25 protein-coding genes are annotated in these 26,956 nt (G+C 67.3%); 17 read left to right on the top strand and 8 right to left on the bottom strand.

Going from position 1 to position 26,956, the window contains the following annotated elements; translation table 11 throughout:
• Nucleotides 1-32: 32 nt before the first annotated feature.
• Genes ACUXVX_RS09605 through ACUXVX_RS09650 form a run of 10 tightly spaced genes read left to right on the top strand, consistent with a single transcriptional unit; the run spans nucleotide 33 to nucleotide 8,319 of the window.
• Nucleotides 33-854, top strand: coding sequence for an SDR family oxidoreductase (locus tag ACUXVX_RS09605; RefSeq protein ID WP_446311353.1), 822 nt, complete (start codon nucleotides 33-35; stop codon nucleotides 852-854).
• Nucleotides 851-1,306, top strand: a complete 456-nt coding sequence (locus ACUXVX_RS09610) for a MaoC family dehydratase (RefSeq protein ID WP_446311354.1) — start codon at nucleotides 851-853, stop codon at nucleotides 1,304-1,306. Before ACUXVX_RS09605 ends, ACUXVX_RS09610 begins: the two co-directional genes overlap by 4 nt.
• The gene (locus ACUXVX_RS09615) at nucleotides 1,303-2,196 is read left to right on the top strand and encodes an SDR family NAD(P)-dependent oxidoreductase (RefSeq protein ID WP_446311355.1); all 894 of its coding nucleotides are present in this window, start codon (nucleotides 1,303-1,305) and stop codon (nucleotides 2,194-2,196) included. Before ACUXVX_RS09610 ends, ACUXVX_RS09615 begins: the two co-directional genes overlap by 4 nt.
• A 4-nt stretch (nucleotides 2,197-2,200) precedes the next feature.
• On the top strand, nucleotides 2,201-3,397 hold the full coding sequence (locus ACUXVX_RS09620; RefSeq protein WP_446311356.1) for an acetyl-CoA C-acyltransferase: 1,197 nt from the start codon (nucleotides 2,201-2,203) through the stop codon (nucleotides 3,395-3,397).
• A gap of 12 nt (nucleotides 3,398-3,409) precedes the next feature.
• Nucleotides 3,410-4,645, top strand: a complete 1,236-nt coding sequence (locus tag ACUXVX_RS09625) for an acyl-CoA dehydrogenase family protein (protein ID WP_446311357.1) — start codon at nucleotides 3,410-3,412, stop codon at nucleotides 4,643-4,645.
• Complete coding sequence (locus ACUXVX_RS09630; protein WP_446311358.1) at nucleotides 4,645-5,280, top strand: histidine phosphatase family protein; 636 nt, start codon at nucleotides 4,645-4,647, stop codon at nucleotides 5,278-5,280. Before ACUXVX_RS09625 ends, ACUXVX_RS09630 begins: the two co-directional genes overlap by 1 nt.
• On the top strand, nucleotides 5,277-6,302 hold the full coding sequence (locus tag ACUXVX_RS09635) for a phosphotransferase family protein (protein WP_446311359.1): 1,026 nt from the start codon (nucleotides 5,277-5,279) through the stop codon (nucleotides 6,300-6,302). The genes ACUXVX_RS09630 and ACUXVX_RS09635 overlap by 4 nt, the downstream gene beginning before the upstream one ends.
• Complete coding sequence (locus tag ACUXVX_RS09640) at nucleotides 6,295-7,080, top strand: SDR family NAD(P)-dependent oxidoreductase (RefSeq protein ID WP_446311360.1); 786 nt, start codon at nucleotides 6,295-6,297, stop codon at nucleotides 7,078-7,080. The genes ACUXVX_RS09635 and ACUXVX_RS09640 overlap by 8 nt, the downstream gene beginning before the upstream one ends.
• Nucleotides 7,081-7,087: 7 nt before the next feature.
• A complete protein-coding gene (locus tag ACUXVX_RS09645; protein WP_446311361.1) occupies nucleotides 7,088-7,894 on the top strand; it encodes an IclR family transcriptional regulator in 807 nt (268 codons plus the stop codon).
• Complete coding sequence (locus ACUXVX_RS09650) at nucleotides 7,891-8,319, top strand: PaaI family thioesterase (protein ID WP_446311362.1); 429 nt, start codon at nucleotides 7,891-7,893, stop codon at nucleotides 8,317-8,319. The genes ACUXVX_RS09645 and ACUXVX_RS09650 overlap by 4 nt, the downstream gene beginning before the upstream one ends.
• Here the strand turns inward: ACUXVX_RS09650 and ACUXVX_RS09655 are convergent.
• The 5 genes from ACUXVX_RS09655 to ACUXVX_RS09675 all read right to left on the bottom strand — a co-directional run bounded on the left by ACUXVX_RS09655 (nucleotide 8,310) and on the right by ACUXVX_RS09675 (nucleotide 15,843).
• Nucleotides 8,310-9,338, bottom strand: a complete 1,029-nt coding sequence (locus ACUXVX_RS09655; RefSeq protein WP_446311363.1) for an acyl-CoA dehydrogenase family protein — start codon at nucleotides 9,336-9,338, stop codon at nucleotides 8,310-8,312. The two genes, ACUXVX_RS09650 and ACUXVX_RS09655, sit on opposite strands and share 10 nt — an antisense overlap.
• 13 nt (nucleotides 9,339-9,351) lie before the next feature.
• Nucleotides 9,352-10,539: an acyl-CoA dehydrogenase family protein gene (locus ACUXVX_RS09660; protein ID WP_446311364.1), complete on the bottom strand. Its 1,188-nt coding sequence runs from the start codon at nucleotides 10,537-10,539 to the stop codon at nucleotides 9,352-9,354.
• Between the two features lie 8 nt (nucleotides 10,540-10,547).
• Complete coding sequence (locus ACUXVX_RS09665; protein ID WP_446311365.1) at nucleotides 10,548-12,623, bottom strand: 3-hydroxyacyl-CoA dehydrogenase NAD-binding domain-containing protein; 2,076 nt, start codon at nucleotides 12,621-12,623, stop codon at nucleotides 10,548-10,550.
• Nucleotides 12,610-14,619 carry a TRAP transporter permease gene (locus tag ACUXVX_RS09670; protein ID WP_446311366.1) on the bottom strand — a complete coding sequence of 670 codons (2,010 nt, stop codon included), beginning with the start codon at nucleotides 14,617-14,619 and terminating at the stop codon, nucleotides 12,610-12,612. The genes ACUXVX_RS09665 and ACUXVX_RS09670 overlap by 14 nt, the downstream gene beginning before the upstream one ends.
• A gap of 87 nt (nucleotides 14,620-14,706) precedes the next feature.
• Nucleotides 14,707-15,843: a TAXI family TRAP transporter solute-binding subunit gene (locus ACUXVX_RS09675; RefSeq protein ID WP_446311367.1), complete on the bottom strand. Its 1,137-nt coding sequence runs from the start codon at nucleotides 15,841-15,843 to the stop codon at nucleotides 14,707-14,709.
• Between the two features lie 266 nt (nucleotides 15,844-16,109).
• Here ACUXVX_RS09675 and ACUXVX_RS09680 point away from each other — a divergent pair, with 266 nt between their 5' ends.
• Nucleotides 16,110-17,777 (top strand): thiamine pyrophosphate-binding protein, encoded by a 1,668-nt coding sequence (locus tag ACUXVX_RS09680; protein ID WP_446311368.1) that lies wholly within the window; start codon nucleotides 16,110-16,112, stop codon nucleotides 17,775-17,777.
• Nucleotides 17,777-19,423, top strand: coding sequence for a long-chain-fatty-acid--CoA ligase (locus ACUXVX_RS09685; protein ID WP_446311369.1), 1,647 nt, complete (start codon nucleotides 17,777-17,779; stop codon nucleotides 19,421-19,423). The genes ACUXVX_RS09680 and ACUXVX_RS09685 overlap by 1 nt, the downstream gene beginning before the upstream one ends.
• On the opposite strand, the gene ACUXVX_RS09690 is transcribed toward ACUXVX_RS09685, so the two are convergent.
• Both ACUXVX_RS09690 and ACUXVX_RS09695 read right to left on the bottom strand, forming a co-directional pair.
• Nucleotides 19,420-19,830, bottom strand: a complete 411-nt coding sequence (locus ACUXVX_RS09690; protein WP_446311370.1) for a phage tail protein — start codon at nucleotides 19,828-19,830, stop codon at nucleotides 19,420-19,422. The two genes, ACUXVX_RS09685 and ACUXVX_RS09690, sit on opposite strands and share 4 nt — an antisense overlap.
• Complete coding sequence (locus tag ACUXVX_RS09695; RefSeq protein WP_446311371.1) at nucleotides 19,827-20,951, bottom strand: phage tail sheath family protein; 1,125 nt, start codon at nucleotides 20,949-20,951, stop codon at nucleotides 19,827-19,829. The genes ACUXVX_RS09690 and ACUXVX_RS09695 overlap by 4 nt, the downstream gene beginning before the upstream one ends.
• A gap of 232 nt (nucleotides 20,952-21,183) precedes the next feature.
• Between ACUXVX_RS09695 and ytfQ the strand changes: the two genes are divergently transcribed.
• From ytfQ to ACUXVX_RS09720, 5 genes are all read left to right on the top strand, one after another.
• Nucleotides 21,184-22,137, top strand: coding sequence for a galactofuranose ABC transporter, galactofuranose-binding protein YtfQ (gene ytfQ / locus ACUXVX_RS09700; protein WP_222469746.1), 954 nt, complete (start codon nucleotides 21,184-21,186; stop codon nucleotides 22,135-22,137).
• Between the two features lie 105 nt (nucleotides 22,138-22,242).
• Nucleotides 22,243-23,751, top strand: a complete 1,509-nt coding sequence (locus ACUXVX_RS09705) for a sugar ABC transporter ATP-binding protein (protein ID WP_446311372.1) — start codon at nucleotides 22,243-22,245, stop codon at nucleotides 23,749-23,751.
• A gap of 1 nt (nucleotide 23,752) precedes the next feature.
• A complete protein-coding gene (locus ACUXVX_RS09710) occupies nucleotides 23,753-24,802 on the top strand; it encodes an ABC transporter permease (RefSeq protein ID WP_446311373.1) in 1,050 nt (349 codons plus the stop codon).
• On the top strand, nucleotides 24,799-25,791 hold the full coding sequence (gene yjfF / locus ACUXVX_RS09715) for a galactofuranose ABC transporter, permease protein YjfF (RefSeq protein ID WP_222469744.1): 993 nt from the start codon (nucleotides 24,799-24,801) through the stop codon (nucleotides 25,789-25,791). Before ACUXVX_RS09710 ends, yjfF begins: the two co-directional genes overlap by 4 nt.
• Entirely contained in the window at nucleotides 25,788-26,522 is a 735-nt protein-coding gene (locus ACUXVX_RS09720; RefSeq protein ID WP_446311374.1) for a FadR/GntR family transcriptional regulator, read from the top strand. The genes yjfF and ACUXVX_RS09720 overlap by 4 nt, the downstream gene beginning before the upstream one ends.
• On the opposite strand, the gene ACUXVX_RS09725 is transcribed toward ACUXVX_RS09720, so the two are convergent.
• Nucleotides 26,523-26,933: a PPC domain-containing DNA-binding protein gene (locus tag ACUXVX_RS09725; protein ID WP_446311375.1), complete on the bottom strand. Its 411-nt coding sequence runs from the start codon at nucleotides 26,931-26,933 to the stop codon at nucleotides 26,523-26,525.
• Between the last annotated feature and the right edge of the window lie 23 nt (nucleotides 26,934-26,956).

Below are 26,956 nucleotides of genomic sequence, written 5' to 3' on the forward strand. Positions count from 1 at the left end.
GTGCGCGGGGAGGCGCCCCAGCGGAGGACAGCATGGACGCGGCAAGGCTTTTCGACCTCACCGGCAAGGTGGCGCTCGTCACCGGCGGCTCGTCGGGCATAGGCGAAATGGCCGCCGAGGGGCTCGTCCGCGCCGGGGCCCGCGTGCTGCTCGCCTCCCGCCGGGGCGATGCCTGCGAGGCGGTGGCTGCGCGGCTGAACGCGCTGGGCGCGGCCGGTTCGGCAGAGGGTTTCGCGGGCGATGTGAGCACCGCCGAGGGCGTCGATGCGCTCGCAGGCGCCACCCGCGCCCGCACCGACAGGCTCGATATCCTCTTCAACAACGCGGGCCGAAGCTGGGGCGCCCCGCTGGACGACTTCCCCCATGCCGCATGGGACAAGGTGATGAGCCTCAACGTCGCCGGCCTTTTCGAACTCACCCGCACCCTGCTGCCGATCCTCCGCGCTGCCGCGACCGACGAGGACCCCGCCCGCGTCGTCAACACCGGCTCGGTCATGGGCGAGGTGCCGATGGGGGATGACGCCTATTCCTACGCCGCCTCCAAGGCCGCCGTGCACCACCTGACGAAGATCCTCGCCAAGGAACTCGCCGCCGACCGCATCACCGTCAACGCCCTCGCCCCCGGCCCCTTCGTCTCCAAAATGACTGCCTTCGCCACCGGCGACGAAGACATGCGCAGCCGCGTGGGCGCGCAAGTCCCGCTCGGCCGCGTGGGCCGCCCCGAGGATATCGCTGCGGCGCTGCTCTACCTCTGCGGACCCGGCGGCGGATATGTGACCGGGGCAATCCTCCCCGTTTCCGGCGGCATCAACGTGCAAACCGGCCCCGACATCTTCGCCGAGGGCAAACCGTGACCCTCGATGAGCTGCAATCCCGCATCGGCGAAGAGCTTGGCGTGTCGCGCTGGTTCACCATCGACCAGCCGATGATCGACGCCTTCGCCGCCCTCACCGAGGATCACCAGTTCATCCACACCGACCCGGCCCGCGCTGCGCAAACCCCCTTCGGCTCCACAATCGCCCACGGCTTCCTCACCCTCTCCTTCCTCTCCGCCATGGCCTATGACGCGCAGCCAAAGCTGGACGGGCAGGCGATGGGCATCAACTACGGCTTCGACCGCATCCGCTTTCTCTCGCCCGTCCCCGCTGGCGCCCGCATCCGTGCCCGCTTTACCCTCGCTGCACTGACCGAGAAGCGCCCGGGCGATGTGATGATCACATGGGAGGTGACGATGGAGGCCGAAGGCACGGCCAAACCCGTTGTCGTGGCCCGCTGGCTCAACAAGAAATATCTGGAGGCCGCATGATCCGCTTCGATGGGCAGGTTGCAATCGTCACCGGCGGGGCCGCCGGGCTGGGCCGGTCCCACGCGCTCGGGCTCGCCGCGCGGGGGGCAAGAGTGCTGGTCGCCGACATGGCCGACGGGGCAGGGGTGGTTTCCGAGATCGAGGCCGCAGGCGGCACCGCGCTGGCCACCCGCACCGATGTCTCCGACGAGGCCAGCGTGGCCGAGATGGTCGCCGCCGCCATGAGCGCCTGGGGCCAAGTCGACATCCTCGTCAACAATGCGGGCCTGCTGCGTGACAAGTCCTTCGCCAAGATGGAGATCTCCGACTGGCGCCGCGTGATCGACGTTCACCTCACCGGCTCCGCCCTCTGCACCCACGCCCTCTGGCCGCACTTCCGCGAGCGGCAATATGGTCGCGTCGTCTTCACCACCTCCGGCTCCGGGCTCTACGGCAACTTCGGGCAGGCCAACTACGCCGCCGCCAAGGCTGGGATGATCGGGCTGATGAACACACTCCACCTCGAAGGTGCGCGCTACGGCATCCGCGTCAATTGCCTCGCCCCCACGGCGGCCACAGCGATGACCGATGGCTTGCTGCCCGAGGATGCCGCCGCCCTGCTGACGCCCGAAAGCATCACACCGGGCCTGCTCTGGCTGGTCTCGCCCGATGCCCCCTCCCGCACCATCCTCGCCGCAGGCGGCGGGGTTTTCTCGGTCGCGCGGATCACCGAAACCCTCGGCCTGAACCTCGCAGACGGCGAGATCACCCCCGAGGCGGTGGCCGAAGGCGCAGCTCTGCTAACCGACCCGGATGGCGCGGAAGACCTGCCAGACGCCTTCTCCCAAACCCGCCGTTTCGCCGCGCAGGCCGCTGAGGCGCGCGGGCTGCCGCTCGACTGGAAGGTCTGAAACCATGCGTGAAGCCCTCATCGTCTCCACCGCCCGCACGCCCATCGGCAAGGCCTTTCGCGGCGCCTTCAACGCCACCACGCCGCAGGCGCTGGCGGGCCATGCGATCAGCCACGCCGTCTCCCGCGCCGCTGTCGATCCCGGCGAGGTCGGTGACGTGGTGCTCGGCGCCGCCCTCCAGCAGGGGTTCCAAGGCGGCAACATCGCCCGCCAATGTGCCCTCCGCGCCGGCCTCCCCGAGACCGTCGCAGGCATGTCACTCGACCGGCAATGCGCCTCCGGCCTCATGGCCATCGCCACCGCCGCAAAGCAGGTCATCCACGATGGCATGCCAATGGCCATCGGCGCGGGCGTCGAGTCCATCTCCCTCGTGCAAACCCCCGCCATGCGCCGCGACCCGGACCCGTGGCTGCGCGAGCACGTCCCCTCCATCTACATGACCATGCTGGAAACGGCTGAAACCGTCGCCGCCCGCTACGGCATCTCCCGCGAGGCGCAGGATGAATACGCCGCCCAAAGCCAGGCCCGCACGGCTGCGGCCCAAGAGGCAGGGGCCTTCGATGACGAGATCGTGCCGCTGGCCTCCGTCATGAAGGTGAAAGACCGCGAGACCGGCGAAGTCTCCGACCGCTCGGTGACACTGGAGAAGGACGAGGGCAACCGCCCCGGCACCACGGCTGAAAGCCTCGCGGGCCTCACCCCGGTGTTCGAAAAAGGCATATCGCTAAATGAAGGTCGCTTCATAACTGCTGGAAATGCCTCGCAACTGTCAGACGGCGCGTCTGCCGCAATGTTGATGGAAGGCAAGGAGGCCGAGCGCCGAGGCCTCACCCCGCTGGGCCGCTACGTGGGCATGGCCGTCGCCGGATGCGCCCCCGACGAGATGGGCATCGGCCCTGTCTTCGCCGTGCCCAAACTGCTCGAAATCCACGGCCTCACCGTGGACGACATCGAGCTCTGGGAGCTGAATGAGGCCTTCGCCTGTCAGGTGCTCTATTGCCGCGACCGGCTTGGCATCCCTGACGCGCGCCTCAACGTGAACGGCGGCGCCATCTCCATTGGCCACCCCTACGGCATGTCGGGCGCCCGCATGGTCGGCCACGCGCTGATCGAGGGCAAGCGGCGCGGCGCAAAATACATCGTCACCACCATGTGCGTGGGCGGCGGAATGGGGGCTGCGGGCCTCTTTGAAGTTCTCTGAAGGGAGAGAGATATGGACCTCGGGATGACCCCCCGGATCAAGGAACTGGCCGCCAAGGTGCGCCAGATGGTGGACGAAGAGATCGAGCCGCTCGACCACGAGTTCGAAGCTGAAGTGGGCAAGCACCCCTCGGGTGACCGCTTTCAGCTCACCGACCGCCAGCTCGAAATTCTCGACACCCTCAAGGCCAGCGCTCGCGCCAAGGGCCTGTGGAACTTCTGGCTCACCGACAGCGAAAAGGGGCAGGGGCTCACCACCGTCGAATACGCCTATCTCGCAGAGGAAATGGGCAAGGTCGGCCTCGCCGCCGAAGTCTTCAACTGCGGCGCCCCCGACACCGGCAACATGGAGGTCTTCGAGCGGTATGGCTCCGAGGCGCACAAGGAGCGCTGGCTGAAACCGCTGCTGAACGGCGAGATCCGCTCCGCCTATGTGATGACCGAGCCGGGCGTGGCCTCATCTGATGCCACCAACATCGCGCTCGAGGCCAAGCCCGACGGCGATGACTGGATCCTCAACGGCGAGAAATACTGGATCAGCGGCGCAGGCGACCCGCGATGCGCCGTCTACATCATCATGGCCCAGACCGACCCGGAGGCCGACAAACACGCGCGGCACTCCATGTTCGTCCTGCCCGCCGACACCCCCGGCATCGAGATACTCCGCCCCATGCACGTCTTCGGTCATGACGATGCGCCCCACGGCCACATGCACATCCGCTTCACCAACGTCCGGGTGAAGGGCGAAGACCTGATCCTCGGCCGCGGCCGTGGCTTTGAGGTCGCCCAAGGCCGCCTCGGCCCGGGCCGCATCCACCACTGCATGCGCGCCATCGGCCAGGCCGAGAAGGCGCTGGAGCTCTTTTGCAAACGCGCCATGACCCGCGAGGCCTTCAAGAAGAAGCTGGTCGATCTCGGCGCCAACTACGACATCATCGCCAACTGCCGGATGGAGATCGAACAGGCGCGCCTGCTCTGCCTCAAGGCCGCCTGGATGATGGACACGCAAGGCACCCGCGCCGCCCAGCCCTGGATCAGCCAGATCAAAGTCGTCGCGCCGCTCATGGCCCTCAAGGTCGTCGACGAGGCAATGCAGGTCCACGGCGGCTCCGGCATCAGCCAGGACACCCCGCTTGCCGCGATGTGGACCAAGATCCGTACCCTGCGCTTCGCCGATGGCCCCGATGCTGTCCACCGCCGCCAAGTCGCCCGCGCCGAGCTGCGGAAATACTCCAACGAGAAGATCTAGTGCCCGAACTCCTCCTCATCCGCCACGCACAGGCCTCTTTCGGGGCGGCGGATTATGACGTGTTGTCAGACCTCGGCCACGCGCAGAGCCGCGCGCTTGGCGAGGCCCTGCACCGTCAAGGCGTGCGGCCCGTCGCCGTCTACCGCGGCGCCATGCGGCGGCACCGCGACACGCTGGAGGGCATCGCCACTGTGCTCGACCTGCCGGAGCCAATCGTCCACGAGGGCCTCAACGAGTTCGACAGCAAGGCGCTGCTCGCGGCCTTCGGCGGCGGCGTCCCGTCCGACCGCAAGGCCCACTTCCGCCGCCTCCGCGAGGCGGTCATCGCATGGCAAGCAGGCGAGATCACCGAGCCAGAGAGCTTCACCGATTTCACCGCCCGCGTGATGTCCGCTCAGGCGCAAATGGCCACCCACGACGGCCCCGTGCTCTGCGTTTCCTCCGGCGGCGCCATCTGCCGGATGCTCGCCGCCGCCGTCGATGCGCCAGCCCGCACCATGATCGACCTGCAACTGCAGATGAAAAACTGCGCCGTCTCCCGGGTCCTCTGCACCGGCAGCGCCACTTTCCTCACCGGCTTCAACGAAACGCCCCATATCGACGCGGAGGCAGCCCACATGCTGACCTTCTCATGACCGACGCACAAACCCTTGATACCGCGGCCGTTTCCGTCTGGATCGAGGCCCATGCCCCCGGCCACACCGGCCCCGTCACCGCGCAAAAATTCCCCACCGGCCAGTCCAACCCGACCTTTCGCCTGACCACCCCGCAAGGCCCGCTCGTCCTGCGCCGCAAACCCCCCGGCAAGCTGCTGAAATCCGCCCATGCGGTCGACCGGGAATACCGGGTGCAGAGCGCCCTCGCGGCCACCGCCGTGCCCGTCGCCCAGATGATCGCCTATTGCGACGACTCCGCGGTCATCGGCTCCGAGTTTTACCTCATGGAGCACGTGCAGGGCCGCCACTTCAACGAGCCGCATCTGCCCGAGCTCTCCCACTCCGAGCGCGGCCCGATGTTTGACGAGATGAACCGCGTCCTCGCCGCCATTCACAACGTCGACCTCGCCGCCACCGGCCTCGAGGACTTCGGACGCGCGGGCAATTACTACCGCCGACAGATCGACCGTTGGACCACCCAATATCGCGCCTCCGAGACCGAAACGATCGAGGCGATGGACGCGCTCATCACATGGCTCGACACCCATGTGCCCGAGGATGACGGCCAAGTTTGCCTCACCCACGGCGACTATCGGCTGGACAACATGCTCTTCGCCCCGGACGCCCCCCGGATCACCGCCGTGCTCGATTGGGAGCTCTCCACCCTCGGCCACCCCTACGCCGATCTCGCGCAGGTCATCATGCAATGGCAGCGCCCGCCGGGGCCGGAGGGCAGGGGGCTCGCGGGCCTCGACCGTGCCGCCCACGGCCTGCCCGAGGATCAGGCCTTCATCGATGCCTACTGCGCCCGCCGCAACATTCCCGGCATCCCCGACTTCGGCTTCTACCTCGCCTTCGCCAACTTCCGCATGGCGGGCATCCTTCAGGGCGTGAAAAAGCGCGCGCTCGATGGCAACGCCTCCAATCCCGAGAAGGGCCTGCAACTTGGCCGCCTCGTGCCGGGGCTGGCGCAGGCCGGGCTGGAGGCCGCCGGTGGGTAGCCGCTCCGCCAGCCGCGTGGTGCTCATCACCGGCGCAGCCTCGGGCTTCGGCGCCGGGGCCGCGCGAGGTTTTGCCGCCGAGGGCGCCCGGCTCGTGCTCTGCGATATCGACGAGCGCGGTCTTGATCAGGTGGCCGAAGGCCTGCGCGAGAGCGGGGCAGAGGTGCTTGCCCGACCCGTCGATGTCACCGACGAGGCGGCTCAGGCCGGGCTGGTGGCCTCCGCGCTCAAGCACTTTGGCCGACTCGACGTGGCAATCAACAACGCTGGTCTCGGCCAGCCCTTCACCCCGCTCGCCCGCACCGAGGCTGCCGATTTCGACCGTATCCTCGCCGTCAACGCGCGCGGCGTCTTTCTGGGGATGAAGCACCAGATCCCGCCGATGCAGGCGGAAGGCTGCGGCGTGATCCTCAACATCGCCTCCGCCGCCGGCCTCACCGGGGCGGGGCATCTCGCGGCCTATGCCGCCGCCAAACACGCCGTTGTCGGCCTCACCCGCGCCGCCGCCGATGAGCTGGCGCGTCACAACATCCGCGTCAACGCGCTCTGCCCGGCCTTCGCCGAAACCCCGCTCTTTGCCGAGATGGCCGACCGTTTCGCCTGCCGGATCGAGGCAGACGGCGCAGAGGCCCGCAACCGCATCACAGCCCGCGTGCCCATGGGCCGTGTGGCCACAGTCGACGAGGTCGTGCAGGCCATGCTCTGGACCTGCGCGCCCTCCAACAGTTTCATGACCGGGCAGGCCCTCGCCATTGATGGTGGGCTGACGGCGATCTAGGGGAGCCATGGTGGACGCGAGCGAAGACCTTGAAACAGGCCTTGAGGCCGATGACCGCAACTTCATCACCGCGCTGGCGCGCGGGCTGGAGGTGCTGCGCTGTTTCCGCCCCGCCGAAACCGAGCTGACCAATCAGGAAATCGCAGCGCGCACCGGTCTGCCCAAGGCCACCATCTCGCGCCTCACCTACACGCTCCGGCGGCTCGACTACCTCGTGCATTCTGAGCGTAACGGCACCTACCGGCTCGGGCCGGGCGTGCTGGCGCTGGGCTACGGCGTGCTCGCGGGGATGGAAACCTCCGAGCGGGCCCGCCCCGAGATGCGCGCCCTCTGCGAAGGCCCCAACCCGCATGTGACCGCCGCCTTTGCCGAGCGCCACCGGCTTCAGGCTGTCTATGTCGGCGTGCAGCGTTCACAGCAGGCGGTCTCGCTCACCATGAACGTTGGTGCCCGTCTGCCGCTCTTCCACTCCGCCATCGGCCGCGCGCTTCTTGCCGCCATGACCGAGGAGCAGCACGCGCATATCCTCGATCTCGCCAAGCGTGAGCGCCCCGATGATGTGCCCCGCTACCGCCAGAGCCTCGCCAAGGCGGTCGAGGATTACGCCACGCTCGGCTACACCACCGGCTATGGCGACTGGCGCCCCGAGATCAACGGCATCGCGGTGCCGGTGGTCTCGCTGAACGGCGACCGTATCTTCGCCATGAACGTGGGCGGCCCGGCCTTCCTCGTCTCGCCCGACGAGCTGCGCGAGGCCTATTCCGAGCGCCTTCTGGCCGCCGCCGAGGCCCTGAGCCGCAGGGCCTCCGCATGAGCTGGCCGCCCGCCCCGCCGATCCCGCCGGAACTGCTTGAGCCGCTCTATCCCTTCCAGAGTCTCATGGGCTTTGAGATTACCGGCTGGGGCGAGGGCTGCTCCCGCGTGGAGCTTGCGCCGCTGGACGCGGTCGAGAACCGCCACGGCATCCCCCACGGCGGGGCCATCTCGGTGCTGCTCGACACCGCGATGGGCTACGCGGGCAGTTACACCGGCGACGCGGGCGAGAAGCGCATGGCCATGACCCTGTCGATGACAGTCAACTTTCAGGGGCAGGCGCAGGGCACGCGGCTCATTTCCGAGGGCCGCAAAACCGGGGGAGGGCGCAAGACCTTCTTCGCCGAGGCCCGGCTTTCAGACGAGCACGGCAATCTCGTCGCCACCGCCACCGGCGTTTTCCGCTACCGCACGCCTCAGGTGTAAGTCGCCGCCACCCGCGCGGTGTGAAAATCGGCATCCCCGAGTTGTGCATCGAGCATCACCAGCCGCTTGGCGTAGTGGCTCAGCGGATACTCCCACGTCATCCCGATCCCGCCGTGCAGCTGGATGCTCTCCTCGCTCACCTTCCGCGCCACGCGCCCCACGAGGCTCTTGGCCATGGCAACTGAGCGCCAGTCCATCCGGTCTGCGGCGGCAATGGTGATTGAGCGGGCCTGCTCGATCGCCGTCTTCATCTCCACCATGCGGTGCTGAAGCGCCTGAAACTTCCCGATCTCCCGGCCAAACTGCTTGCGGCTATTCAGGTAGTCGAGCGTGGTGGCATAGCACCAGTCCATCGCCCCCACCGCCTCGGCACAGAGCGCAAGGCGGCCCCGATCCAGCGCATGTTCAATGGCTGGCCCGGCGTCGGGGAGGAGACACCGGGCCGCCGTGCCGTCGAGCATCAGCTCGGCAGCACCACCGCCGTCGATCATCCCCCAAGGGGTCACGGCAGCATCCTCGGCCTTCACAACGTAAAACACCAGCTTGCCCTCCCGCCGGGCGCTGACCAGAAAATGGGTGGCAGCATTGCCGCCATACACCGCAGTCTTGCGACCGGTGAGCGTGTCGCCGCCCTCGGTCGTCCCCGCCTCGGCATCCCAAGGTGCCTCCGGCTCATCCACTGCCAGCGCATAGATCGCCTCGCCGCTCAGGAGCGGCTCAAGGTCTTCTCCCGCCTCCGCCAGGAGCGGCGCGGCCATCGCGACGCCAAGCAGTGGCTCAGGGCAGAGAGCGGCGCCCAATTGTTCGAAAACTGCAAGCAGGTCAAACCCGCCGCCGCCCATGCCGCCCGCGTCCTCGCTGACGAAGGCATACAGAATGCCCAGCTCTGCCAATGCCTTCCAGCCCTCAATGTCATGGAATGGCGGGTCATAGGCCACCGAGGTCCGATGTTCGATTCCGTAACGGTCCCCCAGCAGCTTGCTAAGGCTGTCGGCCAGCATCCGGCGGTCGTCTGTCATCTCGAAGTTCATGTCAGAGCTCCAGCATGGCCTTGGTCAGGATGTTCTTCTGGATCTCGTTGGACCCGCCGAAAATGCTGATCTTCCGGTTGTTGAAATAGCTCGCCGCCGCGCCCTCATCCTCGGGCGCAAGCACCGCCGCGTTGCCGCCCGGTGCCTCCCCGGGCATCACCGCCGCCGCAGGCCCCAGCGCGCGGCGGTATAGGTCGTTCAGCGCCTGACGCACCTCCGTGCCGCGGATCTTCAGCATCGAGGTTTCCACTCCGGGGTGGCCGACCCGCTGGGCCTCCGCCAGCATCCGCAGGTTGAAGATCTTCATCGCCTCCAGATCCATCTCCACCTCGGCCAGCCGGGCGGCAAAGAGCGGATCATCGATCAGCCGCTTTCCCCCGCGAACCGTCCGCGCAGCCAGCGCCTTCACCCGCTCGAAGGCGGCGATGGAAAAGCCCACCCCCGCAATCCCGGTGCGCTCATGGGTCAGCAGGTATTTCGCCACCGTCCAACCGTCATTCTCCTTCCAGACAAGGTTCTCTGCCGGCACCCGAACGTCAGTGAAGAACACCTCGTTCACCTCATGCCCGCCCTCGATCAGCCGGATCGGGCGCACCTCGATGCCCGGCGTCTTCATGTCGATCAGCAGGAACGAAATCCCCTCCTGCGGCTTGCCCGAGCCATCCGTCCGCACGAGGCAGAAGATCCAGTCCGCGTGCTGGCCGAGCGTCGTCCAGGTCTTCTGACCATTCACGACGTACTCGTCCCCCTCACGCACCGCTTTCGTCTTGAGCGAGGCAAGATCCGATCCAGCCCCCGGCTCCGAATACCCCTGGCACCACCAATCCGTTCCGTCCAGAATCCGCGGCAGGTAATGCGCCTTCTGTGCGTCGCTCCCGAACTTGATCAGCACCGGCCCGAGCATTTGCAGCCCAAAGGGCAAAATCCGGGGCGCATAGGCCCGCGCCGCCTCTTCATCGAAGATATGCCGCTCCACCGGCCCCCATCCCGGCCCGCCTTGCGCCTCGGGCCAGGTCTGCGCCAGCCAGCCCCGCGATTGCAAAATCGCGTGCCAGCGCTCGGTATCCTCCTTGCTGACCTCGCCTCCCGCCTTCACCCGCGCGGCGATATCCTCCGGCAGTTCATCGGCCAAGAACTGGCGCACCTCGGCCTGAAAGGCCTGCTCTTGCGGGGAGTAGGAAAGGTCCATCAGCTACCTCAGTTCATCTCGGCAAATGTCGTGCTCTCGGCGGCCATTTTCCGCAGCAGGTCAGGCACTTGCCAGTAATAGGGGTCTTCCTCGGCGTAACGCTCGATCCGGGCCACAAGCTCGCTCGCGCCGATCACATCCGCCGTATGCATCGGCCCGCCCCGGTGGCGCGGAAAGCCGTAGCCGAAGAGAAAAACCGCATCGATATCAATGGGCCGCAACGCGATGCCATCCTCCAGCACACGGGTCGCCTCGGCGATCATCGCGGTGATGAACCGCGCCTGAATCGCCTCCTTCGAGAACTCCCGCGCCGTCACCCCGGCCTTCTCACGCTCTTCGGCGACGATCTCCGCCACCTCCGGCGCAGGCTCCGGTTGCCCCTCGCCATACACGTAAAACCCGCGCCCGGTCTTGCGGCCAAAGTTCCCGGCCTCGCAGATCCTGTCCGCCACCGCCACGTAGCGCTCCTCGGCGGGCCGGGTTGGCGCCAGCCGCTTCCGGTTCGCCCAGCCAATGTCCAGCCCTGCAAGGTCGCTCACCGCGAAGGGGCCCATCGCAAAGCCGAAGTCCTCGATGGCGGTATCCACCTCATGGGGCGCGGCGCCGTCGAGCACGAGGTAATCGGCCACTTTCTTGTAATGGCTCAAAATTCTGTTGCCGATGAAGCCGTCGCACACGCCCGCGCGCACACCGACCTTGCGCAACTTCTTGGCCAACGCGAACCCCGTCGCCACCACCTCCGGCGCGGTCTTCTCGGCCACGACGACCTCCAAGAGCCGCATGATGTGCGCCGGCGAAAAAAAGTGCAGCCCGATCACATCCTCGGGCCGCGAAGTGCAGGCCGCAATCTCGTTCACATCGAGATAAGAGGTGTTCGAGGCCAGCACCGCCCCCGGCTTGCAAATGCCATCCAGCCGCCCGAAGACATCGCGCTTCACGCCCATGTCCTCAAAGACGGCCTCGATCACCACGTCGCAATCGGCAAAATCTTCCAGCGCGGTTGAGGGCTTGAACCGCTCCAGCGCCGCATCCCGCTTGGCCTCGCTCATCTTGCCGCGCTTCACCGCGCCGGCAAGGTTCTTGCCCACGGTGTCGCGCCCGCGCCCCAGCGCCTCCTCGTCGCGCTCGTTCATCCGCACGGTCAGCCCGGCGTTGAGGCAGGCCGTGGCGATGCCCGAGCCCATCGTGCCACCACCGATCACGCCGACCACGCTCACTTCGCGCGGCTCCGCCCCGGCCTCGGGAATCTTCTCCACCGCACGTTCGGCAAAAAAAGCGTGGATCAGCCCGGCGCGCTGCGGGCTTTCGATGCAGGCTTGAAACTTCTCGCGCTCCAGCGCCAGCCCGGCCTCCAGCGGCCCGGTGCAGGCCTCAACCGCCTCCACCGCGCGGTGCGGAGCAAACAAGTGTGCCGCCTTCGCCGCCAGCTTCGCCTTCGTCGCCTCGATCGCCTCCGCGTCCGGCGTCACCTCGATCTTGCCGGTCTTGCGGCAGGGCAGGGCGCCCACCCGCGCTTCCTCGGCCATCCGCAGCGCCACCTCACGCGGCGCGCCTTCCTCGACCCGGTCCACCAGCCCGCAGCTCAGGGCATCCTCATGCCCGATCCGCTCGCCGGTGGTGATGATCGACAGCGCCGCGCCAATCCCCATCAGCCGTGGCCCCCTTTGGGTGCCGCCCGCGCCGGGGATCACCCCCAGCGTCACCTCGGGGAAACCCACCTTCACGCCCGGAATCGCCACGCGGGCATGGCAGCCAATCGCCACCTCCAGCCCGCCGCCAAAGCAGGAGCCGTGCAGCACCGCCACCACTGGCTTGGTGCAGTCTTCGATCCGGTTGCAGACATCGGTCAAAATCGGCTCCATCCGCGGCTTGCCGAACTCCCGAATGTCGGCCCCGGCAATGAACGCCCGGCCCTTGCCGTAGATCGCCACCGCCTCCACGCCATCGTCCGCTTCAACGGCCTCCACGGCCTTCCACAGCCCTTCGCGCACCGCATGGCCCGCCGCGTTCACCGGCGGATTGTCGATCACGATCAGCGCCAGCGGCCCCTCGCGCTCGATGGAAATCACATCATTGATTTGCATGGCCTGCCTCCGAAATTTCTGCCCGCGCCGCACGCTGCCCCGCCACCGCCGCAGCCGCAAGGGGCAGGGCGGCCAAAGCCAGCCCGATCAGCGCGGTCGCCCCATAGCCCAGCCCGGTCTCCTCGGTATGTGGGATCGCAAAGGCAATGCCCCCCGCGCAAAGCGCCACCCTGAGCGGGATCGACAGGCCCCCGCGCAGCGGCCCCAAAAAGCTCACGTAGCCCTGCAGCCCGAAGCTGAGCAGTGCCACGCCGGTCAGTGCCGAGGCCAGCGCCACGGCAACCTCCCACGGCGGGGCCTCACCGATCAGCGCAGGGTTCAGCACAAAGAAGAAGGGCGCCACGTAAATCACCCCGCCGAGCCGCATCGCCTCCAGACCGGTTTTCATCGCCGAGGCGCCCGACATGGTGGCAGCGGCAAAGGCCCCCAGCGCCACGGGCGGCGTGATGTAGCTGACCATGCCCCAGTAGAGAATGAAGAGGTGCACCGCGAGCTGGTTTAGCCCGCCCTGTTCCAGCGCAGGGGCCAGCACCACGGCGAGGAAGATGTAACAGGCGGTCACGGTCATCCCCATCCCGAAGATGAAGGAGGTCACCGCGCCCATCATCAGCAGCACCAGCGTGTTGTCGCCCGCAAGGAACACCAGCTCGTTCACCAGCGTCCCGGCCAGCCCCGTGGCCGAAAACGCGCCCACGATCAGGCCCACGCCGAGCAGGATCGCCGTCAATTCCGCCAGCCCGGCGCCGACGCCCACGATCATCTGGCCAAGGCCCTTCAGCGAAAGCCGGTTGCCCGGCAGCAGCTGGTTTACCACCAGCAGCAAGGCGGTGGCGTAGAAGGGGGCCGATGTCTCGCGCCGCAGCACTACCAGCATGAAGATCAGCAGCGCGAAGACGCTGACATAAAGCCAGCCTTCCTTCAGCACCGTCCGCAGTCGCGGCAGTTCGGCGCGCGGAATGCCCTTGAGGCCCCGCCGGGCCGAATAGGCATCGATCTGGGCGAAGAGCCCGAAGTAGAAGAGCAGCGAGGGGATCGCCGCCGCGATTGCGATTTCGACGTAGGGCCGCGAAAGAAACGAGGCCATCACGAAGGCCGTCGCCCCCATGATCGGAGGCATCAGCACGCCCCCCGTCGAGGCGCAGGCCTCGGTCGCCGCCGCCGTCTCCTTGGAAAACCCGGTGCGCTTCATCGCCGGAATGCTCACGGCCCCCGTGGTCAGCACATTCGAGATCACCGAGCCCGACATGCTCCCCATGAAACCGCTGGCGAAGATCGAAACCTTCGCCGCCCCGCCCCGGAAGCCGCCGACGAGCCCGAGCGCCAGATCGTTGAAAAACTGCCCGCCGCCCGTGCGTTGCAGCACCGCGCCAAACAGGATGAACCCGATCACTACGCCGCCAAAGGCCTTCATCGGGATGCCAAAGGAGCTTTCAGACGAGTAGATATGGTAGCTCACCGCCTCCGAAAACGTGCTCTGAAAGCCCGAGAACGGGTCCGGCACGTGGGAGGCGAAGGTGGGATACATGGCAAAGACCAGCACGATGCAAAACAATACCAGCCCGCCCGCCCGGCGCGTGCCTTCCAGCACCAGCGCCATGAAGGCATAGCTCACCCAGATCGCCGTTTCCGGCGCGGCATATTCCCAGCCTTCCGACAGGTTGCGCTGTGCCGTGGCCGCAAGATAGCCGGTGCAGGCAAGGGCAGCCGCCGCCAGCAGCCAGTCCACCGGCCCCGGCGTGTCCCCCCGCAGCCCGCGCATCGGGAACACGAGGAAGGCCACCGCCAGAAACAGTCCGCCCAGCAGGTAAAGATACCGACCCTCGATCAGCACCAGCCCGCCGATCTGCAGGTTGAACAGCTGATGGATCACCATCAGCACCCCCAGCGCGGTGGCCACGCCAATGGCCCAGCGGGCCGCCACATCGCCCCGCTTCTGGCCTGCGGCGGGGGCGGCATCCGGGTCGGCAATCGCCCCGGTGGTCTCTTTGGCTGTCATTGCGGCCTCGTCCTGCTCCGAAGGTCAGCCGGGCCGCGCCTCGCATGGGCGCGCCCCGGCCAATCAGCTTTGGTCCGTCTCAAAGGATCAGAAGACCACCTCGAAGCCACCGGCCGCGAGAGCCTCCCGGCGCTTATCGGCCCAGGCCTCTTCCCAGTTTTCCGGGGCTTCGGCCTTCAGCTCTTCCCAAGCGGCGGCAAGGGCCTGCTGGCGGGCGATCAGGTTGTCATTGTGAGCCTGCGCCTCGTCGCTCCAAAGGCCGGCTTCCGTGTAGTAGCGGATCGCGCCGTCATGGTAGGGGGCGACCCACTGCATGTCCTGCTTGTCGAGCGCCCAGCCGTTGATGCCGGGAGCCTTGCCTTCGAAGCTGGGGTAGAGGTCCACCATCGCCTTGGTCATGGCATAGGCCAGCTCTTCATCAGTGGCATCGGTGCCGACCAGCACGGGGTAGGCATAGCCCGCGCCCGCATAGCCATCAGTGCCGTCGATGGTGGCGCCCACGCTGGCCACGTTGGGCACGAAGAAGGGCGCAACCGCCTGCATCGCGGCCACCGCATCGGCCTTCTCAGGGTCCACCGGCGGCCAGAACAGCCCGCGCGGGCTGCTGGCGGCCTCATAGGCCATGCCGGAGTTGGTCGAGGCAAAGGCCGCATCGACCTGCCCCTCGATCAGCCCCTTCCAGCTCGCGCCGAAACCGCCGAACTCAACAACTTCCACGTCATCCCAGGTCAGCCCACCATAGGCGAGATAAGCCTCGGTGTTCACGTTCAGCGCAGGCGCGCCCACGATATAGGCCACGCGCTTGCCCTTGAGGTCCGAGAACTCCTCGATCCCGAGGTCACCGGCCACGCCAACGCCAAGGTTGATCGCGCCGCCATTGTTGGCCGCGATCACCCGGATCGGCTGCGGCCCCCAGTTCTCGGCACCAAAGTCAAAGGCGCCTTCCTGCGCCATGAAGCTGCCGCCGACACCCGTGGCGCTGAACTCCACCCGGCCCTGCCGCAGCGGCTCGGTCCGGCTCACATCGTTCTTGCCGGGCAGCACCCGCAGGTTGATCCCATAGGTGTCTTGCAGCGCCGCGCCGATGGCAACGGCCTGGTTGTAGCCCGCCGAGCCGGTGTCATAGGCCGTCCAGCTCATCTGCTTGGGCAGCGAAGTCTCCTGCGCCGCCAGCGGCGCGGCCAGCAGCACGGCACCCGCAATCAGTCCGATCGTGTGTTTCATGTAGTCCTCCCAAATGGCGCGGGAGACCCCGGTTTGCCCGGTGGCTCCTCCTCCCGCTGTCGTCGCTCCCGTCTGGCGCTTGGTGCGCTCTGCGGAATTGCGTTTCGCAAATGGAGCATCTATCACGATGTGGCGTCGGTCAAGACGCTTACGGTCTTCGGAAAAGCCGGAGGGTCGGATATCGCTGTCGTGGCTGCTCGGAGGAAGCGGTCGCGAAAGGGCGATGCCGCCCTGTGCCGAAGGCGAGTCAGGGGAGGAGAGACAAGATGGTGCGAGCCGCCGATCTTTTGGTGGAGTGCCTCGTGGCCCATGGGGCTGACAGGCTTTTCTGTGTGCCGGGCGAGAGTTACCTCGCGCTGCTCGATGCGCTGCACGGGCAGAACGCGGTCGATCTGGTGGTCTGCCGGCACGAGGGCGGGGCAGGCATGGCTGCCGTCGCCGATGCCAAGCTCACCGGCAAGCCCGGCCTTCTGGCCTGCTCCCGCGGCCCCGGCGCGATGAACGCCGCCATCGCCCTCCATCTGGCCGAGCAGGATGCCGTGCCGCTGGTGGTTTTGGTGGGGCAGGTTGCCCGCCACGAGCGCGGCCGCGGCGCCTTTCAGGAGATGGATTACGCCCGCGTTTTCGGCAGTTTCGCCAAGCATGTGGAGGAGGTCACAGACGCGTTTCGCCTGCCCGAGGCCCTTGCCCGCGCATGGGCTGCGGCCCTCTCCGGCACCCCCGGCCCGGTGGTTCTGGCCCTGCCCGAAGACATGCTGACCGATGATGTCACCGCCGCCGTCATCCCGCCCACCCCGGTGCCCGCGCCCGGCCCGTCCGAAGATCATATCGCCCGCGCCGCCTCGCTGCTGGCCGCCGCCCAGCGCCCGCTGATTCTCGCAGGCGGCGGATTCGCGCCGGTCGAGGGTCGCGCCGCGCTAAAGGCACTGGCCGAAGGGCAGGGGATTCCGGTCGCGACGACCTTCAAGCATCAGGAGGTCTTCGACAATTTCTCGCCGCTCTACGCCGGAAACCTCGGCTTCAAGGTGCCGCCCTCGCTGTGGAAGACCCTTGCAGAGGCCGACCTGATCCTCGCCCTCGGCACCCGCCTCGGCGATGTGCCGACCCAAGGCTACCAGATCCCCGCCGCGCCCGAGCCGACCCAGCCGCTGATTCACGTCTGGCCCGATCCTGCGGTGCTGACCCGCCTCTACCGCGCCAACCTTGCTGTGCCCTCCGAGGCCCCCGCCTTCGCGCAGGCGCTGGCCGATGCCGCCCCCAAGGCGCCAGATCGCTCGGCCTGGGCCGCCCGCTGCAACGCCGCCGCGCTGGCGCTCCGGCCCGCGCCCCAGCCCCGCGACGACGGGCTCGATTTTGGAACGGTCGCCGCAGAGCTGGCCAAACAGGCACCCCGCGATGCCATCGTCACCACCGATTCGGGCAATTTCTCCGGCTGGGTCCACCAATACTGGCCGTGGGACGGCTCGCAGCTTGCCGTTGGCGCGGTCGGCGGGGCGATGGGCCTCGGCATCCCCGGTGCCGTCGCCGCCTCGTTGCGCTTTCCGGGCCGCTGCGTCCTTGGCTTCGCCGGAGACGGCGGCGCGATGATGACCGGCGCCGAGCTGGCCGTTGCGCTCTCCAAGGGCGCTGCCCCCAAGATCGTCATCGCTGACAACGGCACCTATGGCACCATCCGCCTGCATCAGGAGCGCGACTTCCCCGAGCGCATCTCGGGCACCGACCTCGCCAACCCCGACTTCGCCGCATGGGGCGCCAGCTTCGGGGCAGGGGCCTTCGCCCTCGGGCCGGGCGACGACATCCCGCAAACCGTGGCCGACTTTCTCGCTCACAAGGGCGCGGCGGTGCTGGCGGTCAAAACCTCCGCTGAGGCGATCTCGGCCTATGTCACCGTCAGCCAGCTCCGGGCGCGCAGCAAAGCGCAGAGCAAAAGCTGATGGCCCCCTTCACCCGCCACCTCACGAGCTGGCCCAAGGGCGTGCCGCTGCACCTCGACATTCCCGCCCGCTCGATGGCCGAAAACCTCGCGCTCTCCGCGCAGGCCACGCCCGACGCCCCCGCAATCCGCTACTACGGGCGCGAAATCACCTATGGCAAACTCGCCGCCGAGGTGGAGGCCCTCGCCGGATGGCTGCAAGCCAACGGCACGCAAAAGGGCGACCGCGTCCTGCTCTACATGCAGAACTCCCCCCAGTTCATCGCAGGCTACTACGCCATCCTCCGCGTCGATGCCGTCGTCGTGCCCGTCAACCCGATGAACCGCGCCGCCGAACTGGCATATCTCTGCGAAGATACCGGTGCCCGCACCGCCCTTGCCGGGCAAGAGCTTCTGCCATACCTCGCGGACACGCCCCTCCGGCACATTGTCTCCGCCGCCTACGCCGAGCACACCGACCCGGCCTTTCCCTTCACCTTGCCCGAGCCCCTTAACGCCCAGCCTGCGCTAAGCACTGACCCCCGCGTCACCCAATGGTCCGCCGCCATCGCGGCAAGCCACACCCCCGGCCCGATCACCGCCCAGCCAGATGACCTCGCCCTCATCCCCTACAGCTCCGGCACCACCGGCCAGCCCAAGGGCTGCATGCACTCGCACCGCACGGTGATGAGCACCTGCGTCGGCAACACCGTCTGGAACCCCACGCGCGGCAACGGCACCACGCTGGCGAGCCTCCCGCTCTACCACGTCACCGGCATGCAAAACTCGATGAACGCGCCGATTCTCAAGGGCGAGCCGATCATCCTGATGACCCGGTGGGACAGGGCGCTCGCCGCCTGGCTCATCAACCGCTACAAGGTCGCCCGCTGGCGCTCGATCACCACAATGGCCATCGACCTCGTGAACGACCCCGACCTCGACAGCTATGATCTGACCTCCCTCGAAGTCATCGGCGGCGGCGGCGCCTCCATGCCCGAGGCGGTCGCCGCCAAGCTGAAAGACCTCACCGGCCTCGACTACATCGAAGGCTACGGCATGACCGAAACCATGGCCCCCAGCCACATCAACCCGCTCGACGCCCCGCGCCGCCAATGCCTCGGCATCCCCATCTTCGACGTGGACTCCCGCGTGATCGACCCCGACACCGGCGCCGAGCTTGGCGTCAACGAACCCGGCGAAATCATCATGCACGGGCCCCAGAACTTCCTCGGCTACTGGAACCGCCCCGAGGAAACCGAGGCCGCGCATATCGAGATCGACGGCAAACGCTTCGTCCGCTCCGGCGACATCGGTCGCTACGACGAGAGCGGTTTCTTTTACATCGTCGACCGGGTCAAACGCATGGTCTCTGTCTCCGGCCTCAAGGTCTGGCCGACCGAGGTGGAGGGCCTCATGCACGCCCACCCCAAAATCACTGAGTGTTGCATCATCGGCCGCCCCGACCCCCGCACCGGCGAGCGCGTCCGCGCCTATATCGTGCCCAAGGGCGAGGTGACCGCCGAGGAAATCACCGACTGGTGCCGCGCCAACATGGCCGCCTACAAGGTGCCCAAGGAGATCGTGTTCACCGAGGCCCTCCCGCGCTCCCCCTCCGGCAAGGTGCAATGGCGCGAGTTGATGGAAGAGGCCGCCCGCGAACAGGCCTAATCCCGCTCCACCCGGTCAAAGGCCAGCGTCATGCTTTCCACCGCCAACCCGGCCTCAGCAGCCTCCGGCGCGGCCCGAAAGTTCGAAACCCACGCGCCGTAAAGCCGCCAGCACGCCGCCTCTTTGCCGCCCGCCGCCAGCAGCCCCAGTTCCACATCCCGCCGCTCAATGGTGCACCCCACCGATGCTTGGCACCAGCCCGCAACCGCATCGCTTGCCACCCCGCGCTTCAACGTCACCGGGCGCAACCTCATCCCGCCGGGCAGGTGCCGCACCGGCCCGCCGCCGTCTCTGTAGGCCACCGTTTCCACCTCCGCGCCCAACCCGCTGGCCTCGGTGAACCCGGCCACCTTTTGCCCGCCGATCCGCAGGACAAAGTTGAACCGCCTATAGGGGTCCGCGCTCATCCGCCCGCCGCCTTCTCGATCCGCAGCATCACGAACTCCGCGGGCCTATGTGCCGCCACGCCGATCAGGCAAACGAGCCGCCCGTTGTCGAGGTCATCCTGCGTCATCGTGGTCCGGTCACAGATGACGAAATAGGCCTCATCCGCTGCAGCCCCCATCAGCGCACCATCTCGCCAGAGCGTGTTCAGAAACGCCCCCACATCCCGCCGCACCGCCCGCCAGAGCGGTTCGTCATTCGGCTCGAAGACCACCCACTCCAACCCGCGAGTCAGGCTCTGCTCGATGAGGATCATCAGCCGCCGGATCGGCACGTATCTGTAATCGCTGGCGGGGTCGCCCAGCGTCCGCGCGCCCCAAACCGTGATCCCGTCGGCCATCACCCGCAGCAGGTTCACCCCCTCCGGGTTCAGCAAATCCTGCTCCGCATTGGTGAACACATGGGTCAGCCCAAGCACGCCCCGCACCGCCACACCCGCAGGCGCCTTCCAGACACCGCGCGTGGCATCGGTTGCGGCATAGATCCCGCATATATGCCCCGAGGGCGGCACAGCCAGCCGCTCGCCCGTCACCGCATCCTCCGCCTCGACCCAGGGCGCATAAATCGCCGCCAGCCCGCTCGGCACCTGCGGCGGCAACAGCCCGCCATCGGCAATCCGTGTGCGCATCGCCTTCACATCGCCACTGTCCGCCATGTCGAGCACCGCAAACCTGTCGCCCCGCGCCGTGCAATGCTCAACCAGCGCGGCATGGCTCTGCGGGTCGAAAAACCCCGGCGCGGCCACGAGGTTCACGTCCTCCAGCGCGCCCAAGGGGGCGAGGGCGGCCACATCCAGCACCTCAGTGTCATCCGCCACCCGCAGCACCCAAAGCCGCGCCCCGCCATTGTCAAAGAACCCCCGCACCGCCGTCGCCAGCGTGCAGGTCCGGTCGCCGGGCAGACTGGCGAGGTAGAGCGCTTCGAAGGCAGCAAAGCTCGTGCAGAACTGCGGTTCCCCCACCGGCCCGTCACTCTCTTCCACCAGCCCCACCAGCGCAGTGGTCGCGGTGCTTACCCCCTCAATCGGGCGAGGCCCGCCGCCCAACTCTTCCACGTAGACTCCGGGCGCGCGATACTCTGGCATGAGGGCTTTCCCTTGCGGCAGCTTCCCCGTCATCATGCGCCCTGAGACTCCACCCGGCAAGCCTGCCGACTCGGGCCAAGCCCCGAAGAGAGCGTGAGAAGGGAGATCCAAGCGACTGAAACAGAATGGAAAAATACAAACTTCACACCGCCGTGACAAACCCCATTGCCAAAAATAATAAAGTAATACTTAATCGATTCCACGAACGAGAAACGTTCCATGGGAGGAAATCATGAACGTCAAAGCCACGCTCCTTGCGAGCGCCATCACCCTTGCGCCCTTCGCCGCCATGGCCGCCGATCTGACCATCGGCTTCAGCCAGATCGGCTCCGAATCCGGCTGGCGCGCCGCCGAGACCACGGTGACCAAGCAGGAAGCCGAAAAGCGCGGGATCGACCTCAAGTTCGCCGATGCGCAGCAGAAGCAGGAAAACCAGATCAAGGCGATCCGCAGCTTCATCGCGCAGGGCGTCGATGCCATCCTGCTCGCCCCCGTCGTCGCCACCGGCTGGGATGAGGTGCTCGAAGAGGCCGCCGATGCCGAGATCCCGGTCGTCCTGCTCGACCGCACGGTCGATGCCTCCGATGATCTCTATCTCACCGCCGTCACCTCCGACCTCGTCCACGAGGGCCGGGTGGCTGGCCAGTGGCTGGCCGATGAGATGGCGGGCGAGCCCTGCCGCATAGTCGAGCTGCAAGGCACCACCGGCTCCTCGCCCGCGATCGACCGCAAGAAGGGCTTTGAAGAGGGCATCGCAGGCGCCGAGGGCCTCGAGATTGTCCGCAGCCAGACCGGCGACTTCACCCGCTCTCAGGGCAAGGTCGTGATGGAGAGCTTCCTGAAGGCCGAAGGCGGCGAGAATATCTGCGCGCTCTATGCCCACAATGACGACATGGCGGTGGGCGCGATCCAGGCGATCAAGGAAGCGGGCCTCAACCCCGGCACCGACATCAAGATCGTCGCCATCGACGCCGTGCCCGATGCCCACCTCGCCATCGCCAACGGCGAGATGAACGCCACCATTGAGCTCACGCCCAATATGGCCGGCCCCGCGCTCGACGCGCTGGAGGCCTATCTGGCTGACGGCACCGCGCCCGAAAAGTGGATCCAGACCGAGAGCAAGCTCTACACCGCCGCCGATGACAACCAGGCGGTCTACGAAGAGAAAAAGGGCCTCGGCTACTGACCTCCTCCTCCGGGCCGGGGCAGGCGCTCCGGCCCGTTCTCTCCCCGCGCCGCCCCATGCTAGGGTGCCGCGGGGAGGGGCAAATTCATGAGACACAGGCGCAAGATGCAAGATCAGCCCCCGCTGCTCCACGCCAGCGGCATATCAAAGTTCTTCCCCGGCGCCGTCGCGCTGGATGAGGTCGAGCTCAAGCTCTATCCTGGCGAGGTCCACGCGCTCCTGGGCGAGAACGGGGCGGGCAAATCCACCCTCATCAAGTGCCTGACCGGCGCCTACCGGCGCGACGGCGGCGCGATCCGCCTCGCGGGCGAGGAGGTGGACCCCAAGAGCACCGCCGACGCGCAGGATCTCGGCATCGGCACCGTCTACCAGGAGGTCAACCTCCTGCCCAACCTCACCGTAGCCGAAAACCTCTTCATGGGCCGCCAGCCCACCCGCCTCGGCCTCGTGAACCGCCGCGCCATGAACCGCGCCGCCGCCGAGGTGCTCGAAGGCTACGGCCTCCACATCGACCCGGGCGAGCCGCTCACGAGCTTCTCGGTCGCGGTGCAGCAGGTCGTCGCCATCGCCCGCGCCGTGGCGCTCTCGGGCAAGGTGCTCATCCTCGACGAGCCCACGGCCTCGCTCGACCGCGACGAGGTGGAGCTGCTTTTCGGGGTGATCCGCCAGTTGAAGGAACGCGGGCTGGCGATTGTTTTCATTACCCATTTCCTTGATCAGGTCTTCGAGGTCTCCGACCGCGCCACCGTGCTCCGCAATGGCCGCGTGGTGGGCGAGCGCCTGCTGGCCGAGGTCTCCCAGCACGACATCATCACCCTCATGCTCGGGCGCCAGCTTGAGGCCCGCGTGGCCGAAAAGAAGGGTGGCAAGCCGGGCGAGCTTCTCCTGCAGGTGAACGACCTCGCCAAGCGCGGCATGATCGAACCCTTCTCGCTCAACCTCCATCGCGGTGAGGTCGTCGGCCTCGCCGGGCTGCTCGGCTCGGGCCGGACCGAAACCGCCAACCTGCTCTTTGGCGCGGTGCAGGCCGATCAGGGTAAACTTCTGCTCGAAGGCCGCGAAACCCGCATCACCAACCCCCGCGAGGCCATCGCCCACCGCTTCGCCCTCTGCCCGGAGGACCGCAAGACGGATGGCATCGTCGGCGACCTCTCGGTGCGCGACAACATCATCCTCGCCCTTCAGGCCCGCCAAGGCTGGATGCGGCCAATCCCCCGCGCCAAGGTCAACGAGATCGCCGAGCACTACGTGAAGGCGCTGGATATCCGCCTCGCCAGCCTCGACATGCCGATCCGCCTGCTCTCCGGCGGCAACCAGCAAAAGGCGCTGCTCGCCCGCTGGCTCGCCACCGAGCCCGAATTCCTCATCCTCGACGAGCCCACCCGCGGCATCGACGTGGGCGCACACGCCGAGATCATCGCCCTGATCGAACGCCTGCGTGAAAACGGCATGGCCCTGCTGGTCGCCTCCTCCGAACTGGAAGAACTCGTCGCCTATTCCACCCGCGTCGTCGTGCTGCGCGACAGGCGGCAGGTGCGCGAGCTGACCGGCGACGAGATCACCGCCGACAACATCGTTCATGCCATCGCCGACGAGCAGAAGGGGGCCGCCTGACATGGCCACAACCACGCCCTCGCTGCTCAAGCGCATCACCCCGCAACTCATCATCCTCGCCGTCGTCCTCGGGCTCAACCTGCTGGTCTTCCCCGACTTTTTCGACGTGTCCTTCCGCAACGGCCGGATCTTCGGCAACCTTGTCGATGTCTTCAACCGCGGCGCCCCCGTGGCGCTGCTTTGCATCGGCATGACCCTTGTGATCGCCACCAAGGGCATCGACCTTTCGGTCGGCGCGGTCATGGCCATCGCGGGCGCCACCGCCGCCAGCCTCGTCACCGACGGCCACGGCTGGGGCACCGCCCTCATCGGCGCGCTGGCCACCGGCGCCCTCTGCGGCGCGTGGAACGGCGTGCTCGTCGCCGTCCTGCGCATCCAGCCCATCGTCGCGACGCTGGTGCTGATGGTGGCGGGCAGGGGCATCGCACAGCTCATCACCGAAGGCACGATCCTGACCTTCAACAACGAGGGCCTGATCCGCCTCGGCGCAGGCACCGTGCTGGGCATCCCCACGCCCATCGTCATCTGGCTCGCCCTCGGAACGCTGGCCACGCTCGCCGTCCGCCGCACCGCGCTCGGCATGCTGATCGAGGCCATCGGCGTCAACGAGGCCTCCTCCCGCCTCGCCGGCATCAACTCCCGTGTCCTGCTGATCTGCGTCTACCTCGCCTCCGGCCTCTGCGCCGCGCTGGCAGGCGTCATCGTCGCCGCCGACATCAAGGGCGCGGACGCCAACAACGCGGGCCTCTGGCTCGAACTCGACGCCATCCTCGCCGTGGTCATCGGCGGCAACTCACTGCTCGGCGGGCGGTTCTCCATCGTCGCCTCGCTGATCGGCGCGCTGATCATCCAGTCGGTCAACTCGGTCATCCTGCTCTCCGGCATGCCGCCTGAGTTCAACCTCGTCATCAAGGCCATCCTGATCCTCGCGATCCTCGTGATCCAGTCGCCCAAGATCGGCCACCTTATCTACATGCTCCGCGCCTCCGGCCCCGAGAGCCTGCCCGAGCGCGCGCGCCCCTCCGCCGCCCCCAAGGAGGACGCCCCATGATCCGCTCCACCCACCTGCCGCTGATGGTCACGCTGGCCACCTTCGTGCTGGCCTACGCCCTCTGCGCCTCGCAATACCCGGCCATGCTCTCCACCCGCGTGGTCGCCAACCTGCTGACCGACAACGCCTTTCTCGGCATCGTCGCCGTCGGCATGACCTTCGTGATCCTCTCCGGCGGCATCGACCTCTCCGTCGGCTCCGTCATCGCCTTCACCGGCGTCTTCCTCGCCGTCATCCTGCGCGACACCTCGATACACCCGCTCGCCGCCTTCGCCCTCGTGCTCGCCCTCACCACCGGCTTCGGCGCCGCGATGGGGGCCACCATCCACTACCTCGAAATGCCGCCTTTCATCGTCACCCTCGCAGGCATGTTCCTGGCCCGCGGCGCGGCCTACGTCCTCAGCACTGATAGCGTGCCGATCACCCACGAGTTCTACGACACCCTTCAAGACATCTACTACAAGGCCCCCGGCGGCGGGCGCTTCCGGCTCATCGGCGGGCTGATGCTGCTGACCTTCATCGCGGGCGCCCTCATCGCCCACCGCACCCGCTTCGGCCAGAACGTCTATGCTCTCGGTGGCGGAGCGCAAACCGCCCGCCTCATGGGCGTGCCGCTCGCCTCCACCACCGTGGGCATCTATGCCATCTCCGGCGGCCTCGCCGGCCTCGCGGGCATCGTCTTCTCGCTCTACACCTCCGCCGGCTACTCCCTTGCCACCGTTGGCGTCGAGCTCGACGCCATCGCCGCGGTCGTCATCGGCGGCACGCTCCTCTCCGGCGGCTACGGCTTTGTCGCAGGCACCTTCTTCGGCATCCTCATCATGGGGCTGATCCAGACCTACATCGTCTTTGACGGGACACTCTCGAGCTGGTGGACTAAGATCGTCATCGGCGCGCTGCTCTTCGCATTCATCCTGCTTCAGAAAGGCCTCACTTGGGCGACGACCACCCGACGAAAAAGAGCGACTGGCTCCGCACAGCCATCATGACCATTGTCGCCTCGGGCTCGCCCTCCGCGCGGGCCTCGAACCACACGCATTTCGTGGTGGACCAGATGGGGCGTGCCATCGTCGCCGGAGAATACCCGCCCGACACGATGATCCCGCTCGACCCGGACCTCTGCGAGATGTTCGACGTGTCGCGCACGGTGGTCCGTGAGGCCAAGAAGACCCTCGCCGCCAAGGGGCTCATCGCCTCCAAGGCCAAGGTCGGCACCCATGTCCGCCCCTCCGACGAGTGGAACATGTTCGACGAAGACGTCCTGCGCTGGCACACCTCGGTCAAATCGCCGGGCCGCTTCTACGACGAGCTCTTCGAAATTCGCCTCATCTTCGAGCCCGCCGCCGCCGCCTCCGCCGCCCGGCGTGCCAATGAGCTGGCCGACAAGGCCGCCTGCGACAAGCTCTTCGCCCTCTGTGACAGCCTCGCCGGTGCCAACAGCCGGGCCGACTTTGCCGTGGCCGACTACGAGTTTCACCACCACGTCCTCAAGCTCTCCGGCAACCGCTTCCTGCAATCGCTCGGTGACATGGTGCAAACCGCGCTCTATTCGCTCTTCCTGATCGAGGCGAACGAGAAGTTTCAGGAGGTGAAAGCCGAGGTGGCCGCCAACCACCGCGATATCGCCCGCGCCATCGCCTCCGGCCTGCCCGATGCCGCCCATTCCGCCATGCTGAAGGTCATCACCGAGGGCCACGACCGCACCCGCGCCACCGCCTGACTACCGGCGCGTCACCACCAACTCGTCATATCCCGAGGCAGGGCAGGGCGCGCGTTCAAACCGCAGCTCGTCGAGCGCCACCACCACGATCTCCGCCGTGGTGAACACCTCCGCCCCCTCCGCCATCAGGTGCCCGCCGAACACCCGGCCCGCCGCATCCGAGATCGCCATGTGCAAATGCTGCTTGCCCGCATCCAGCTTGCCCATCAGCGAGACGATCTCCAGGGGCCCCTCATAGCCCGTCGCCTCCTCCGCACCCGCATGGCGCAGCCGGACGGCCCGCAGGCTGCCCACGCAACTCACCATTGCCATCGCCTCCGCGCCACTGGCCTCGAAGAGCCGTCGCAGCCCAGCCACAAGGTCATCCCCCGGCTTCAGCCGCGCCGCAATGAACCGCCCGTCGCTTTCCATCCGCGCCTCCGTTCCGCTGCCCC

The organism is Vannielia sp. SX4 (assembly GCF_052828525.1).

Excerpts from the sequence above, each read along its gene's own strand:
- ACUXVX_RS09625 (WP_446311357.1), top strand. The coding sequence starts at position 3,410 with ATGGACCTCGGGATGACCCCCCGGATCAAGGAACTGGCCGCCAAGGTG.
- ACUXVX_RS09605 (WP_446311353.1), top strand. The coding sequence starts at position 33 with ATGGACGCGGCAAGGCTTTTCGACCTCACCGGCAAGGTGGCGCTCGTC.
- ACUXVX_RS09635 (WP_446311359.1), top strand. The coding sequence starts at position 5,277 with ATGACCGACGCACAAACCCTTGATACCGCGGCCGTTTCCGTCTGGATC.
- ACUXVX_RS09665 (WP_446311365.1), bottom strand. The coding sequence starts at position 12,623 with ATGCAAATCAATGATGTGATTTCCATCGAGCGCGAGGGGCCGCTGGCG.
- ACUXVX_RS09620 (WP_446311356.1), top strand. The coding sequence starts at position 2,201 with ATGCGTGAAGCCCTCATCGTCTCCACCGCCCGCACGCCCATCGGCAAG.
- ACUXVX_RS09710 (WP_446311373.1), top strand. The coding sequence starts at position 23,753 with ATGGCCACAACCACGCCCTCGCTGCTCAAGCGCATCACCCCGCAACTC.
- ACUXVX_RS09685 (WP_446311369.1), top strand. The coding sequence starts at position 17,777 with ATGGCCCCCTTCACCCGCCACCTCACGAGCTGGCCCAAGGGCGTGCCG.
- ytfQ (WP_222469746.1), top strand. The coding sequence starts at position 21,184 with ATGAACGTCAAAGCCACGCTCCTTGCGAGCGCCATCACCCTTGCGCCC.
- ACUXVX_RS09705 (WP_446311372.1), top strand. The coding sequence starts at position 22,243 with ATGCAAGATCAGCCCCCGCTGCTCCACGCCAGCGGCATATCAAAGTTC.
- ACUXVX_RS09655 (WP_446311363.1), bottom strand. The coding sequence starts at position 9,338 with ATGACAGACGACCGCCGGATGCTGGCCGACAGCCTTAGCAAGCTGCTG.
- ACUXVX_RS09660 (WP_446311364.1), bottom strand. The coding sequence starts at position 10,539 with ATGGACCTTTCCTACTCCCCGCAAGAGCAGGCCTTTCAGGCCGAGGTG.
- ACUXVX_RS09650 (WP_446311362.1), top strand. The coding sequence starts at position 7,891 with ATGAGCTGGCCGCCCGCCCCGCCGATCCCGCCGGAACTGCTTGAGCCG.
- ACUXVX_RS09695 (WP_446311371.1), bottom strand. The coding sequence starts at position 20,951 with ATGCCAGAGTATCGCGCGCCCGGAGTCTACGTGGAAGAGTTGGGCGGC.
- ACUXVX_RS09670 (WP_446311366.1), bottom strand. The coding sequence starts at position 14,619 with ATGACAGCCAAAGAGACCACCGGGGCGATTGCCGACCCGGATGCCGCC.
- ACUXVX_RS09690 (WP_446311370.1), bottom strand. The coding sequence starts at position 19,830 with ATGAGCGCGGACCCCTATAGGCGGTTCAACTTTGTCCTGCGGATCGGC.
- ACUXVX_RS09720 (WP_446311374.1), top strand. The coding sequence starts at position 25,788 with ATGACCATTGTCGCCTCGGGCTCGCCCTCCGCGCGGGCCTCGAACCAC.
- ACUXVX_RS09615 (WP_446311355.1), top strand. The coding sequence starts at position 1,303 with ATGATCCGCTTCGATGGGCAGGTTGCAATCGTCACCGGCGGGGCCGCC.
- ACUXVX_RS09675 (WP_446311367.1), bottom strand. The coding sequence starts at position 15,843 with ATGAAACACACGATCGGACTGATTGCGGGTGCCGTGCTGCTGGCCGCG.
- ACUXVX_RS09645 (WP_446311361.1), top strand. The coding sequence starts at position 7,088 with ATGGTGGACGCGAGCGAAGACCTTGAAACAGGCCTTGAGGCCGATGAC.
- ACUXVX_RS09725 (WP_446311375.1), bottom strand. The coding sequence starts at position 26,933 with ATGGAAAGCGACGGGCGGTTCATTGCGGCGCGGCTGAAGCCGGGGGAT.
- ACUXVX_RS09680 (WP_446311368.1), top strand. The coding sequence starts at position 16,110 with ATGGTGCGAGCCGCCGATCTTTTGGTGGAGTGCCTCGTGGCCCATGGG.
- yjfF (WP_222469744.1), top strand. The coding sequence starts at position 24,799 with ATGATCCGCTCCACCCACCTGCCGCTGATGGTCACGCTGGCCACCTTC.